The organism is Pseudomonas aeruginosa, assembly GCF_001457615.1.
GTDB lineage: Bacteria > Pseudomonadota > Gammaproteobacteria > Pseudomonadales > Pseudomonadaceae > Pseudomonas > Pseudomonas aeruginosa.
In genome coordinates this window covers 4677692-4691190 of record NZ_LN831024.1, presented here as the reverse complement: position 1 = coordinate 4691190, position 13499 = coordinate 4677692, and the positions used below count along the sequence as shown (strand labels likewise).

General features: G+C 65.2%; 15 protein-coding genes. 14 read left to right on the top strand and 1 reads right to left on the bottom strand.

Annotated features, from left to right (window positions below):
* Window positions 1-229: 229 nt before the first annotated feature.
* Both AT700_RS21550 and AT700_RS21545 read left to right on the top strand, forming a co-directional pair.
* Window positions 230-484, top strand: coding sequence for a succinate dehydrogenase assembly factor 2 (locus AT700_RS21550; RefSeq protein ID WP_003145753.1), 255 nt, complete (start codon window positions 230-232; stop codon window positions 482-484).
* A complete protein-coding gene (locus AT700_RS21545) occupies window positions 468-920 on the top strand; it encodes a protein YgfX (protein ID WP_003114181.1) in 453 nt (150 codons plus the stop codon). Before AT700_RS21550 ends, AT700_RS21545 begins: the two co-directional genes overlap by 17 nt.
* On the opposite strand, the gene nadB is transcribed toward AT700_RS21545, so the two are convergent.
* Window positions 889-2505, bottom strand: a complete 1617-nt coding sequence (nadB, locus tag AT700_RS21540) for an L-aspartate oxidase (RefSeq protein ID WP_003101954.1) — start codon at window positions 2503-2505, stop codon at window positions 889-891. The two genes, AT700_RS21545 and nadB, sit on opposite strands and share 32 nt — an antisense overlap.
* Window positions 2506-2913: 408 nt before the next feature.
* Here nadB and rpoE point away from each other — a divergent pair, with 408 nt between their 5' ends.
* The 12 genes from rpoE to pdxJ all read left to right on the top strand — a co-directional run bounded on the left by rpoE (window position 2914) and on the right by pdxJ (window position 13438).
* Window positions 2914-3495: an RNA polymerase sigma factor RpoE gene (gene rpoE / locus AT700_RS21535; protein ID WP_003085543.1), complete on the top strand. Its 582-nt coding sequence runs from the start codon at window positions 2914-2916 to the stop codon at window positions 3493-3495.
* Window positions 3496-3526: 31 nt separating this feature from the next.
* Entirely contained in the window at window positions 3527-4111 is a 585-nt protein-coding gene (gene mucA, locus AT700_RS21530) for an anti-sigma factor MucA (RefSeq protein WP_003101958.1), read from the top strand.
* An 8-nt stretch (window positions 4112-4119) separates the two neighbouring features.
* Window positions 4120-5070, top strand: a complete 951-nt coding sequence (gene mucB, locus AT700_RS21525; protein WP_003101960.1) for a sigma factor AlgU regulator MucB — start codon at window positions 4120-4122, stop codon at window positions 5068-5070.
* Window positions 5067-5522: an alginate biosynthesis regulator MucC gene (gene mucC, locus AT700_RS21520; protein ID WP_003110245.1), complete on the top strand. Its 456-nt coding sequence runs from the start codon at window positions 5067-5069 to the stop codon at window positions 5520-5522. The genes mucB and mucC overlap by 4 nt, the downstream gene beginning before the upstream one ends.
* A gap of 39 nt (window positions 5523-5561) precedes the next feature.
* Window positions 5562-6986, top strand: a complete 1425-nt coding sequence (mucD, locus tag AT700_RS21515; protein WP_003114183.1) for a serine protease MucD — start codon at window positions 5562-5564, stop codon at window positions 6984-6986.
* Window positions 6987-7135: 149 nt separating this feature from the next.
* The gene (gene lepA, locus AT700_RS21510; protein WP_003085555.1) at window positions 7136-8935 is read left to right on the top strand and encodes a translation elongation factor 4; all 1800 of its coding nucleotides are present in this window, start codon (window positions 7136-7138) and stop codon (window positions 8933-8935) included.
* Between the two features lie 5 nt (window positions 8936-8940).
* Window positions 8941-9795 carry a signal peptidase I gene (gene lepB / locus AT700_RS21505; protein WP_003101969.1) on the top strand — a complete coding sequence of 285 codons (855 nt, stop codon included), beginning with the start codon at window positions 8941-8943 and terminating at the stop codon, window positions 9793-9795.
* A 168-nt stretch (window positions 9796-9963) separates the two neighbouring features.
* On the top strand, window positions 9964-10341 hold the full coding sequence (locus AT700_RS21500; protein ID WP_003085562.1) for a DUF4845 domain-containing protein: 378 nt from the start codon (window positions 9964-9966) through the stop codon (window positions 10339-10341).
* Window positions 10338-11027, top strand: a complete 690-nt coding sequence (gene rnc, locus AT700_RS21495) for a ribonuclease III (RefSeq protein ID WP_003085565.1) — start codon at window positions 10338-10340, stop codon at window positions 11025-11027. Before AT700_RS21500 ends, rnc begins: the two co-directional genes overlap by 4 nt.
* Complete coding sequence (era, locus tag AT700_RS21490; protein ID WP_003085566.1) at window positions 11020-11937, top strand: GTPase Era; 918 nt, start codon at window positions 11020-11022, stop codon at window positions 11935-11937. The genes rnc and era overlap by 8 nt, the downstream gene beginning before the upstream one ends.
* 60 nt (window positions 11938-11997) lie before the next feature.
* The gene (gene recO, locus AT700_RS21485) at window positions 11998-12699 is read left to right on the top strand and encodes a DNA repair protein RecO (RefSeq protein WP_003101972.1); all 702 of its coding nucleotides are present in this window, start codon (window positions 11998-12000) and stop codon (window positions 12697-12699) included.
* Window positions 12692-13438, top strand: a complete 747-nt coding sequence (pdxJ, locus tag AT700_RS21480) for a pyridoxine 5'-phosphate synthase (RefSeq protein WP_003101974.1) — start codon at window positions 12692-12694, stop codon at window positions 13436-13438. Before recO ends, pdxJ begins: the two co-directional genes overlap by 8 nt.
* Window positions 13439-13499: the final 61 nt, after the last annotated feature.

Below are 13499 nucleotides of genomic sequence, written 5' to 3'. Positions count from 1 at the left end.
CTCGGTCCGAGGCTTGTCAGCGGGCAAGAATGCCTGGCGCATCCGCCTTGACGGTTGTCGGACACTTCCGAGGCCGCCGTCGGCATGGGCCTGCGGCCCGCGCGGATACCCTTGGTTTGCCGGGCAATACGACCAAGGGCGGACGCCGGCAGAGCGACGCCTCGTCATCGGGCCGCGCCATTCGAGCGCAACCGCCCTATAATGCCGGGCGTTTTCGAGGAGCCCGAACATGGCAGATGAAACCGAACTGAAACGACTCTACTGGCACAGCCGTCGCGGCATGCTGGAACTGGATGTGCTGCTGGTGCCTTTCGTGCAGGAGGTTTACCCGGGCCTGGACGCCGAGGACCAGGCGCGCTTCCGCAGGCTGCTGGAGTGCGAGGACCAGGACATGTTCGGTTGGTTCATGCAGCGCGGCGAGCCGGAAGACGCCGACCTGCGGCGGATGGTGCGGATGATCCTGGACCGTGTCCAGCCGGATTGAGCCGTTCGAATGCCGCTGGCGGGTCTCTCCGATCCTGCTGGCGGCGAGCCTGGCACTGTGGGCCCTGGCGCTGCTGTCGATCCTGCTGGCGGCGCTGCCGGTCTGGCTGAAGCCGCCGCTTGCGCTGGTCTGCCTGGCCTACGGTGCCTGGGGGCTGTACCGCCAGGTACTGCTGCGCGGCTCGCGGGCCTTCCGCGGCGTGCGCCATGACGAGCGGGGCTGGCAGCTGTGGAGCGCCGGAAGCGGCTGGCAAGCGGTGCAATTGCGCCCTGACAGCCTGGCGTTGCCCTGGCTGATCGTACTGCGCGTGCGCCTGCCGGGCCGCTGGCGCATCCTTGGCTGCTGTATCCCGGCCGATGCATTGGGCGCCGACAGCCATCGGCGCCTGCGTGTCCGCCTGCGCTTCAGTCGCCGTAGATGGGCGGCACCAGGATAGTGTCGCGGGCTTCGGGCAGCAGGTCCGGATAATCCAGCGTGTAGTGCAGGCCCCGGCTTTCGCGGCGCTGCATGGCCGAGCGGATGATCAGTTCGGCGACCAGTGCCAGGTTGCGCAACTCGATCAGGTCGCGGCTGACCTTGTAGTTGCTGTAGAACTCGTCGATCTCGCTGAGCAGCAGGCGTACCCGGTGCTGGGCGCGCTGAAGGCGCTTGTTGGTGCGCACGATACCGACGTAGTCCCACATGAAACGCCGCAGTTCGTCCCAGTTGTGCGCGATGATCACGTCCTCGTCGGAGTCGGTGACCTGGCTGGCGTCCCAGCTCGGCAGGCTTTCCGGCACGGGCGTGCCGGGCAGGCGCTGGAGCATGTCGGCGGCGGCAGAGCGGGCATAGACGAAGCATTCCAGCAGCGAATTGCTGGCCATGCGGTTGGCGCCGTGCAGGCCGGTGAAGGTGGTTTCGCCGATGGCGTAGAGGCCCGGCACGTCGGTATGCCCGTGCTGGTCGACGAGCACGCCGCCGCAGGTATAGTGAGCGGCCGGCACTACCGGGATCGGTTGCTGGGTAATGTCGATGCCGAAGTCCAGGCAGCGCTCGTAGACGGTGGGGAAGTGCGCCTTGATGAACTCGGCCGGCTTGTGGCTGATGTCCAGGTAGACACAGTCGATCCCCAGACGCTTCATTTCATGGTCGATGGCGCGGGCCACGATGTCTCGGGGCGCCAGCTCGCCACGCGGGTCGAAGCGCGGCATGAAACGCTCGCCATTGGGCAGGCGGAGCAGGGCGCCTTCGCCGCGCAATGCCTCGGTGATGAGGAAACTCTTGGCCTGCGGGTGGTACAGGCAGGTCGGGTGGAACTGGTTGAACTCCAGGTTGCCGACCCGGCAGCCGGCGCGCCAGGCCATGGCGATGCCGTCGCCGGAGTTGCCGTCGGGATTGCTGGTATAAAGGTAGACCTTGCTCGCGCCACCGGAGGCCAGCACGGTGAAGCGGGCACGGAAGGTATCGACTTCGCCGCTTTCCCGATTCAGCACGTAGGCGCCCAGGCAGCGCTTGCTCGGCAGGCCTAGCTTGCGCTCGGTGATCAGGTCGACCGCCACCCGCTGCGACAGCAACTCGATGTTCGGTCGCCGCCGGGCCTGGGCCAGCAAGGTATTGAAGATCGCGGCGCCGGTGGCGTCGGCGGCATGGATGATGCGCCGGTGGCTGTGCCCGCCTTCGCGGGTCAGGTGGTATTCGAAGCTGCCTTCCTCGTGGTTGTGCTGCTCGTCGCGGGTGAAGGGCACCCCCTGTTCGATCAGCCACTGGATCGCTTCGCGGCTATGCTCCACGGTGAAGCGCACCGCATCCTCGCGGCACAGGCCGCCACCGGCGACCAGGGTGTCCTCGACGTGGGATTCCACGGTGTCGGTATCGTCCAGCACGGCGGCCACGCCGCCCTGGGCCCAGTAGGTCGAGCCCTGCGACAGTTCGCCCTTGCTGAGGACGGCGATGCGCAGGTGTTCCGGAAGGGTCAAGGCCAGACTCAGGCCGGCGGCGCCGCTGCCGATGACCAGTACATCGTGTTGATAATGTTGGCTCATGCCCGCATTTCCCCGTGGTGGAGCCCTAGTATATAGAAGGGCCTGGCGGCACAATAGCGCACCCCCGCTGCCGGTCCGGCGGATGAGCTGCGGGCCTGTCATCGGCAGGCGTCATCAGAGCGGGGCGATGTAGTGCTGGAACTTTCTTAGACGCATCGGTTCCAAAGCAGGATGCCTGAAGACCTCGTCCGGTTGGCCTACCCAGCGGCACAGAGGCCGGGCCCTGAGCCCGATGCAATCCATTTTCGCGGGGCCCGGACACGATGTCCGGGGCCGCACGTCACGAGCGAGGAAAAAACTCGTGACGCATGCTTGGAGGGGAGAACTTTTGCAAGAAGCCCGAGTCTATCTTGGCAAGACGATTCGCTGGGACGCTCGAAGCTCCTCCAGGTTCGAAGAGGAGCTTTCATGCTAACCCAGGAACAGGATCAGCAACTGGTTGAACGGGTACAGCGCGGAGACAAGCGGGCTTTCGATCTGCTGGTACTGAAATACCAGCACAAGATACTGGGATTGATCGTGCGGTTCGTGCACGACGCCCAGGAAGCCCAGGACGTAGCGCAGGAAGCCTTCATCAAGGCATACCGTGCGCTCGGCAATTTCCGCGGCGATAGTGCTTTTTATACCTGGCTGTATCGGATCGCCATCAACACCGCGAAGAACCATCTGGTCGCTCGCGGGCGTCGGCCACCGGACAGCGATGTGACCGCAGAGGATGCGGAGTTCTTCGAGGGCGACCACGCCCTGAAGGACATCGAATCGCCGGAACGGGCGATGTTGCGGGATGAGATCGAGGCCACCGTGCACCAGACCATCCAGCAGTTGCCCGAGGATTTGCGCACGGCCCTGACCCTGCGCGAGTTCGAAGGTTTGAGTTACGAAGATATCGCCACCGTGATGCAGTGTCCGGTGGGGACGGTACGGTCGCGGATCTTCCGCGCTCGTGAAGCAATCGACAAAGCTCTGCAGCCTTTGTTGCGAGAAGCCTGACACAGCGGCAAATGCCAAGAGAGGTATCGCTATGAGTCGTGAAGCCCTGCAGGAAACTCTGTCCGCTGTGATGGATAACGAAGCGGATGAACTCGAGTTGCGGCGGGTGCTCGCAGCTTGCGGCGAGGATGCCGAGCTGCGTTCCACCTGGTCGCGTTACCAGTTGGCGCGGTCCGTCATGCACCGCGAGCCTACCCTGCCGAAGCTGGATATCGCTGCGGCGGTCTCTGCTGCCCTGGCCGACGAGGCCGCTCCGCCGAAAGCGGAGAAGGGACCGTGGCGGATGGTCGGTCGCCTGGCGGTCGCTGCCTCGGTGACCCTGGCGGTGCTGGCCGGCGTGCGTCTGTACAACCAGAACGACGCCCTGCCGCAGATGGCGCAACAGGGGACCACCCCGCAGATCGCCCTGCCTCAGGTGAAAGGCCCGGCCGTGCTGGCCGGCTACAGCGAAGAGCAGGGGGCGCCGCAGGTGATCACCAACTCCTCGTCCAGCGATACCCGCTGGCATGAGCAGCGTCTGCCGATCTACCTGCGTCAGCACGTGCAACAATCCGCCGTCAGTGGTACAGAGAGCGCGCTGCCCTACGCTCGGGCAGCCAGCCTGGAAAACCGCTGAGGAGAGACATGCGCACCACCTCCCTGTTGCTTTTGCTTGGCAGCCTGATGGCGGTTCCCGCCACTCAGGCTGCCGACGCTTCCGACTGGCTGAATCGTCTCGCCGAGGCCGATCGCCAGAACAGTTTCCAAGGCACCTTCGTCTACGAGCGCAATGGCAGCTTCTCCACCCATGAGATCTGGCATCGCGTGGAGAGCGATGGTGCGGTTCGCGAGCGCCTGCTCCAGCTCGACGGCGCGCGCCAGGAAGTGGTCCGGGTCGACGGGCGCACCCAGTGCATCAGCGGCGGCCTTGCCGACCAACTGGCCGATGCCCAGCTGTGGCCGGTGCGCAAGTTCGATCCCTCCCAGCTGGCTTCCTGGTACGACCTGCGCCTGGTCGGCGAATCCCGTGTCGCCGGCCGCCCGGCAGTGGTCCTTGCGGTGACTCCGCGCGACCAGCATCGCTACGGCTTCGAGCTGCACCTGGACCGCGACACCGGCCTGCCGTTGAAGTCGCTGCTGCTGAACGAGAAGGGGCAGTTGCTCGAGCGCTTCCAGTTCACCCAGTTGAATACCGGCGCGGCACCTGCCGAAGACCAGTTGCAGGCGGGCGCCGAATGCCAGGTCGTCGGCCCGGCCAAGGCCGACGGCGAGAAGACCGTGGCCTGGCGCTCGGAATGGCTGCCGCCAGGTTTCACCCTGACCCGCAGTTTCATGCGTCGCAGTCCGGTCACCCCCGATCCGGTCGCCTGCCTGACCTATGGCGATGGCCTGGCACGATTCTCGGTGTTCATCGAGCCGCTGCACGGTGCCATGGTTGGCGACGCGCGCAGCCAGCTCGGCCCGACCGTGGTGGTTTCCAAGCGCCTGCAGACCGATGACGGCGGCCAGATGGTGACCGTCGTCGGCGAAGTGCCGCTGGGCACCGCCGAGCGGGTGGCGCTGTCCATCCGGCCCGAGGCCGCCGCCCAGAAATGATCGAGGAGCAGGGGCGAGTGGTGGCGACCGAGCCGGGAGCGGTATGGGTCGAGACCGTGCGCCGCAGTACCTGCTCGTCCTGCTCGGCCAATGCCGGTTGCGGCCAGGGGCTGATGCAGCGCCTGGGCGTCGGCGCGGGGCGTGCCCGGGTGCGCGCGTTGAGCGACCTGAGCCTGCGGGTCGGCGATGCGGTCGTCCTAGGAATTCATGAAGACCTGTTGTTGCGCGCCTCCGTCCTCTTCTATCTTTTCCCTCTGCTCGGGTTTTTCGTGGCAGCATTGCTGGCGACCCGGGCGGGCCTTGTCGAACCTCTGATCATCGTGTCCGGGCTGGCGGGTTTGCTGGCGGCCTGGCTATTGGTGCGTCGGCATGCTCGTCGTCATGCCGATGATCCAGCCTCGCAGCCGGTGGTTCTGCGAGCGCTGATTTCCGGGCCGTCCGATTCGGCCTGAGTCTTTCTCTTCCCTCGAACATCACGGGAGCTGTAGTCGATGCATACCCTAAAACGCTGTATGGCTGCGATGGTGGCCTTGCTGGCCTTGAGCCTGGCGATGACGGCCCGGGCAGAACTGCCGGACTTCACGCCTTTGGTCGAACAGGCGTCGCCGGCGGTGGTGAATATCAGTACGCGGCAGAAGCTGCCGGATCGCGCCATGGCGCGCGGGCAGCTGTCTATCCCCGACCTCGAAGGGCTGCCGCCGATGTTCCGCGACTTCCTCGAACGCAGCATCCCGCAGGTTCCGCGCAATCCGCGCGGCCAGCAGCGCGAGGCGCAATCGCTGGGTTCCGGCTTCATCATCTCCAACGACGGCTACATCCTCACCAACAATCACGTCGTGGCCGATGCCGACGAGATCCTGGTGCGCCTGTCCGACCGTAGCGAGCACAAGGCCAAGTTGATCGGCGCGGACCCGCGCAGCGACGTGGCGGTGCTGAAGATCGAGGCGAAGAACCTGCCGACCCTGAAACTGGGCGATTCGAACAAGCTGAAAGTGGGCGAATGGGTCCTGGCCATCGGTTCGCCGTTCGGCTTCGATCACTCGGTCACCGCCGGTATCGTCAGTGCCAAGGGGCGTAGCCTGCCGAACGAGAGCTACGTACCCTTCATCCAGACCGACGTGGCGATCAACCCGGGTAACTCCGGCGGTCCGCTGCTGAACCTGCAGGGCGAAGTGGTCGGCATCAACTCGCAGATCTTCACCCGTTCCGGCGGCTTCATGGGCCTGTCCTTCGCCATTCCGATCGATGTCGCGCTGAACGTCGCCGACCAGTTGAAGAAAGCCGGCAAGGTCAGTCGCGGCTGGCTGGGCGTGGTGATCCAGGAAGTGAACAAGGATCTCGCCGAGTCCTTCGGCCTCGACAAGCCGTCCGGCGCGCTGGTGGCGCAACTGGTGGAAGACGGCCCGGCGGCCAAGGGTGGCCTGCAGGTGGGCGATGTGATCCTCAGCCTGAACGGCCAGTCGATCAACGAGTCCGCCGACCTGCCGCACCTGGTGGGCAACATGAAGCCGGGCGACAAGATCAACCTGGACGTGATTCGCAACGGCCAGCGCAAGTCCCTGAGCATGGCGGTAGGCAGCCTTCCGGACGACGACGAGGAAATCGCCTCGATGGGCGCTCCGGGCGCCGAGCGCAGCAGCAACCGCCTGGGCGTGACCGTCGCCGACCTGACCGCCGAGCAGCGCAAGAGCCTGGATATCCAGGGCGGCGTGGTGATCAAGGAAGTCCAGGACGGTCCGGCCGCGGTCATCGGCCTGCGTCCGGGCGATGTCATCACCCACCTGGACAACAAGGCGGTGACCTCGACCAAGGTCTTCGCCGACGTGGCCAAGGCCCTGCCGAAGAACCGTTCGGTTTCGATGCGGGTGCTGCGCCAGGGACGCGCCAGCTTCATTACCTTCAAGCTGGCCGAATAAGCCGGCTGGCGAAAAAAGGGCGGTTTCCACCGCCCTTTTTCATGCCCGTCAATCCGTTACCTGCGTGACGCCTTGCCCGAGCATCAGGTAAACTCCCCGGCTATTTTTCGGCGGATTGCCGCCCTTGCCCTTTTCGAGTGTGTTGAGCCGTGAGCGACCTGAGCCATATCCGCAATTTCTCCATCATTGCCCATATCGACCATGGCAAGTCGACGCTGGCCGATCGCTTCATCCAGATGTGCGGCGGCCTCTCCGATCGCGAAATGGAGGCCCAGGTCCTGGACTCCATGGACCTGGAGCGCGAGCGCGGGATCACCATCAAGGCCCACAGCGTGACCCTGCACTACAAGGCGCAGGACGGTAAGACCTACCAGCTCAACTTCATCGATACCCCCGGCCACGTCGACTTCACCTACGAAGTCAGCCGCTCGCTGGCCGCCTGCGAGGGCGCGCTGCTGGTAGTGGACGCCGGCCAGGGCGTCGAGGCGCAGTCCGTCGCCAACTGCTACACCGCCATCGAGCAGGGGCTGGAAGTGATGCCCGTGCTGAACAAGATGGACCTGCCCCAGGCCGAGCCGGAGCGGGTGAAAGAGGAAATCGAGAGCATCATCGGCATCGACGCCACCGACGCCGTGGCCTGCAGCGCCAAGAGCGGGATGGGCGTGCTGGAGGTGCTGGAGCGCCTGGTGACCGCCATCCCCGCCCCGGAAGGCGAGATCGAGGCGCCGCTGCAGGCGCTGATCATCGACTCCTGGTTCGACAACTACCTCGGCGTGGTCTCGCTGGTGCGGGTGAAGAACGGCCGGGTGAAGAAGGGCGACAAGATCCTGGTGAAGTCCACCGGCAAGGTCCACCAGGTGGACAGCGTCGGGGTATTCACTCCGAAGCACACCGAGACCGTCGACCTGAAGGCGGGCGAGGTGGGCTTCATCATCGCCGGTATCAAGGATATCCACGGCGCGCCGGTGGGCGATACGCTGACCCTTAACAACACGCCGGACGTCGAGGTCCTGCCGGGCTTCAAGCGGGTCAAGCCGCAAGTCTACGCGGGCCTGTTCCCGGTCAGCTCGGACGATTTCGAGGACTTCCGCGACGCCCTGCAGAAGCTGACCCTCAACGACTCGTCGCTGCAATACGAGCCGGAAAGCTCCGAAGCCCTGGGCTTCGGCTTCCGTTGCGGCTTCCTCGGCATGCTGCACATGGAGATCATCCAGGAGCGCCTGGAGCGCGAATACGACCTGGACCTGATCACCACCGCGCCCACGGTGGTCTTCGAGATCGTGCAGAAGAATGGCGAGATCATCTACGTCGACAACCCGTCCAAGCTCCCGGACCTGGCGTCCATCCAGGAAATGCGCGAACCGATCTGCCGCGCCACCATCCTGGTGCCCAAGGACCACCTGGGCAACGTGATCACCCTGTGCATCGAGAAGCGCGGCGTGCAGCGCGACATGCACTTCCTCAGCGGCCAGGTGCAGGTGGTCTACGACCTGCCGATGAACGAGGTGGTGCTCGACTTCTTCGATCGCCTCAAGTCCACCAGCCGCGGCTATGCTTCCCTGGACTACAGCTTCGATCGTTTCGAGCCGTCCAACCTGGTTCGTCTCGACGTGCTGATCAATGGCGAGAAGGTCGACGCCCTCGCCCTGATCGTCCACCGCGACAACGCCCCCTACAAGGGCCGCCAGCTGGTGGAGAAAATGAAGGAACTGATCCCGCGGCAGATGTTCGACGTGGCGATCCAGGCAGCCATCGGTGGGCAGATCATCGCCCGCTCGACGGTCAAGGCGCTCAGGAAGAACGTGCTGGCCAAGTGTTACGGTGGCGACGTGAGCCGTAAACGCAAGCTGCTGGAGAAGCAGAAGGCTGGTAAGAAAAGGATGAAGCAGGTCGGTAGCGTGGAAATTCCCCAGGAAGCCTTCCTCGCCGTGCTCAAAGTGGATAGCTAGAACCCATGACACTCAATTTCCCGTTGTTGCTGGTCATCGCCGTGGCTGTATGCGGCGCCCTGGCCCTGGTCGACCTGGTGCTGTTCGCGCCGCGTCGGCGGGCCGCGATCTCTTCCTACGAAGGGCAGGTGAACGAGCCCGATCCGGCGGTGCTGGAGAAGCTCAACAAGGAACCGCTGCTGGTGGAGTACGGCAAGTCGTTCTTCCCGGTGCTGTTCATCGTGCTGGTGCTGCGTTCCTTCCTGGTCGAACCGTTCCAGATTCCCTCGGGGTCGATGAAACCTACCCTCGAGGTCGGCGATTTCATCCTGGTCAACAAGTTCGCCTACGGTATCCGCCTGCCGGTGCTGGACACCAAGGTGATCCCGATCGGCGACCCGCAGCGCGGCGATGTCATGGTGTTCCGCTATCCCAGCGAACCGAACATCAACTACATCAAGCGCGTGGTCGGCCTGCCCGGCGACACCGTGCGCTATACCAAGGAAAAGCGCCTGTACGTCAACGGCGAGCTGGTGGCGGAGAAACTGGTCGGCGAGGAACCGGGCACCCTGGGCAGCGTGACCCTGTACCAGGAGAAGCTGGGCCAGGCCGAGCACCTGATCCGCAAGGAAATGAGCCGCTATCGCATCGAGCCCGACCGCCAGTGGACCATTCCCGCCGGCCACTACTTCATGATGGGCGACAACCGCGACAACTCCAACGACAGCCGCTACTGGAACGATCCGAAGATCCCCAAGGATCTGCTGGGCATGGTTCCGGACCGCAATATCGTCGGCAAGGCCTTCGCCGTGTGGATGAGCTGGCCCGATCCGAAGATGAGCAACCTGCCGAACTTCTCCCGGGTCGGCGTGATTCACTGACCTGTGCGCAGGTTCGCCACGCGGAAGGGCGCTCCTGCTGAATAATCGCGAAGCGGGGCTGCTCCCGAGGGCAGCCCCGCTTTCACTTCCGCGAACGCCGCCGCAGGGCCCTGCCCGATGGCGTTACCGCTCGCTGGACGGAATAACTACACTGACATGAGGTCCGACATGAGGTTCGCGCGTTCGCAGAAGGGGATGTCCCTGCTGGGGTGGCTGGTGGTGCTGGGCGTGGTGGCGTTCTTCGCCAGCGCCGCGTTCAAGATCATCCCGCACTACATGGATTACTACTCGCTGGAGAAGGTGATCACTTCCGTGGAGACCGACAAGGCGGCCGAGGTGCGTTCCGTGCCGGAGTTCTACAGCTACGTCGGCAAGGGGATGCAGATCAACGGCATCCGCAACCTGGACCTGGAGAAGGCCCTGGAGGTGCAACTGGAAGACAACCAATTCCGGGCGCACCTGAAATATGAAAAACGCGAGCCACTGATCAGCAACATCGACCTGGTGGTCCACTTCGACAAAGAATTCCGTGTACGCATGCCGTGAGTAATTCGCTGGACCGACTCGAGCGCAAGCTCGGCTATACCTTCAAAGACCGGGACCTCATGGTCCTGGCCCTGACCCATCGCAGCTACGCCGGGCGCAACAACGAGCGCCTGGAGTTCCTCGGTGACGCCATTCTCAACTTCGTCATCGGCGAGGCGCTGTTCCACCACTTCCCGCAGGCTCGCGAAGGCCAGCTTTCGCGCCTGCGCGCGCGACTGGTCAAGGGCGAGACCCTGGCCCTGCTGGCGCGCGGCTTCGAGGTGGGCGACTACCTGCGGCTGGGCTCGGGCGAGCTGAAGAGCGGCGGGTTCCGCCGCGAGTCGATCCTCGCCGATGCGATGGAAGCCCTGATCGGCGCCATCTACCTGGATACCGGCATGGACTCCGCGCGCGAGCGGATCATCGCCTGGCTCGGACCGCAACTGCGCGAGCTGACCCCGGTGGACACCAACAAGGACCCCAAGACCCGCCTGCAGGAGTTCCTGCAGTCGCGTGGCTGCGACCTGCCGCGCTACGAGGTGGTGGATATCCAGGGCGAACCCCATTGCCGGACCTTCTTCGTCGATTGCGAAGTGGCCCTGCTGAGCGACAAGACCCACGGGCACGGCGGCAGCCGCCGCATCGCCGAGCAGGTGGCCGCGGCCGCCGCGCTGGTGGCCCTGGGCGTGGAGAATGGCCATGACTGACATGCACGACGACATCCCCGCCGGCAGCCGTTGCGGCTACGTGGCGATCGTGGGCCGCCCCAACGTGGGCAAGTCCACCCTGCTCAACCACATCCTCGGGCAGAAGCTGGCGATCACCTCGCGCAAGCCGCAGACCACCCGCCACAACATGCTCGGGATCAAGACCGAGGGCGAGGTGCAGGCCGTCTACGTCGATACGCCCGGCCTGCACAAGAGCGGCGAGAAGGCCCTCAACCGCTACATGAACCGTACCGCCAGCGCGGCATTGAAGGATGTCGACGTGGTGATCTTCGTGGTCGACCGCACCCGCTGGACCGAAGAGGACCAGATGGTCCTGGAGCGCGTGCAGTACGTCAGTTGCCCGGTGCTGATCGCGGTGAACAAGACCGACCGCATCGAGGAGAAGGCCGACCTGCTGCCGCACCTCGAATGGCTCACCCAGCAGTTGCCGAAGGCCGAGGTAGTACCGATCTCGGCGCAGCACGGGACCAACCTGGACGTGCTGGAGAAGCTGGTCGCCGAGCGTCTGCCGGAAAGCGAGCACTTCTTCCCCGAAGACCAGATCACCGACCGCAGCAGCCGCTTCCTGGCCGCCGAGCTGGTCCGCGAGAAGATCATGCGCCAGCTCGGCGCCGAGCTGCCCTACCAGATCACCGTGGAGATCGAGGAGTTCAAGCAGGAAGGTCGCATCCTGCATATCCATGCGCTGATCCTGGTGGAGCGCGAGGGGCAGAAGAAGATCATCATCGGCGACAAGGGCGAGCGGATCAAAAGCATCGGCCAGAACGCGCGCAAGGACATGGAAGTGCTGTTCGACTCCAAGGTCATGCTCAACCTCTGGGTCAAGGTCAAGGGCGGCTGGTCCGACGACGAGCGTGCCCTGCGCTCGCTGGGCTACGGCGACCTCTGACCGTTCCCGGCAGCCCGGCGCCAGCCGGGCGCCATTCCTCTCGCGCCCGGTCGACCCGCCATGTCCTTCGCCGCCGCCCAAGCCACCTACGTGCTGCATAGCCGGCCGTACAAGGAAACCAGCGCCCTGGTGGACTTCTTCACCCCGTTGGGTCGCCTGCGCGCGGTCCTGCGCGGCGCCCGCGGCAAGGCTGGCGCCCTGGCGCGGCCATTCGTGCCGCTGGAAGCGGAGTGGCGCGGGCGCGGCGAACTGAAGACCGTGGCCCGGCTGGAAAGCGCCGGTGTTCCCAACCTGCTCAATGGCCAGGCGCTGTTCAGCGGTCTCTACCTCAACGAGCTGTTGATCCGCCTGTTGCCGGCGGAAGACCCGCAGCCGGAAATCTTCGCCCACTACGCCGCGACCCTGCCGCTGCTGGCGGCGGGGCGACCCATTGAACCGCTGCTGCGCGCGTTCGAATGGCGCCTGCTGGAGCAACTGGGCTATGGTTTCGCTCTCGATGTCGACATCGATGGGCGCCCGATCGAGCCGCAGGCGTTGTACCAGCTTTTGCCAGAGGCCGGCCTGGAGCCGGTGGCGCAGCTGCAACCCGGGCTGTTCCAGGGCTCCGAACTGTTATCCATGGCCGACGCCGACTGGAGCGCCCCCGGCGCCCTGGCGGCGGCCAAGCGCCTGATGCGCCAGGCGCTCGCTCCCCATCTGGGCGGCCGGCCGCTGGTCAGCCGCGAGCTGTTCATGAACCGTAAGGAGTCACCCCGTGACTGAAGCCACTCGAATTCTGCTCGGCGTGAACATCGATCACGTCGCCACCCTGCGCCAGGCCCGGGGCACCCGCTATCCGGACCCGGTGAAGGCCGCCCTGGACGCCGAGGAAGCCGGCGCCGACGGTATCACCGTGCACCTGCGCGAGGACCGCCGGCATATCCAGGAACGCGACGTGCGAGTGCTCAAGGAAGTACTGCAGACGCGGATGAACTTCGAGATGGGGGTCACCGAGGAAATGCTCGCCTTCGCCGAGGAGATCCGGCCGGCGCATAGCTGCCTGGTCCCCGAGCGCCGCGAGGAACTGACCACCGAGGGCGGCCTCGACGTCGCCGGCCAGGAACAGCGCATCCGCGACGCGGTGCGACGCCTGGCTGCGGTGGGCAGCGAAGTGTCGCTGTTCATCGATCCCGATCCGCGGCAGATCGAGGCCTCCGCCCGGGTCGGCGCGCCGGCTATCGAACTGCATACCGGTCGCTACGCCGACGCCGAAGACCCCGAGGAGCAGGCCCGTGAGCTGCAGCGGGTACGCGAGGGCGTGGCCCTCGGGCGTTCCCTCGGCCTGATCGTCAACGCCGGGCATGGCCTGCACTACCACAATGTCGAGCCGGTCGCGGCCATCGACGGCATCAACGAGCTGAACATCGGCCACGCCATCGTTGCCCACGCCCTGTTCGTCGGCTTCAGGCAGGCGGTGGCCGAGATGAAAGCGCTGATGCTGGCCGCGGCGACCAAGCGCTGAGGCAATCGCGCCCCGCTTCCCGTCGACCTGCGGGGCGGATGAAAGCACGAAAAAAAGCCCA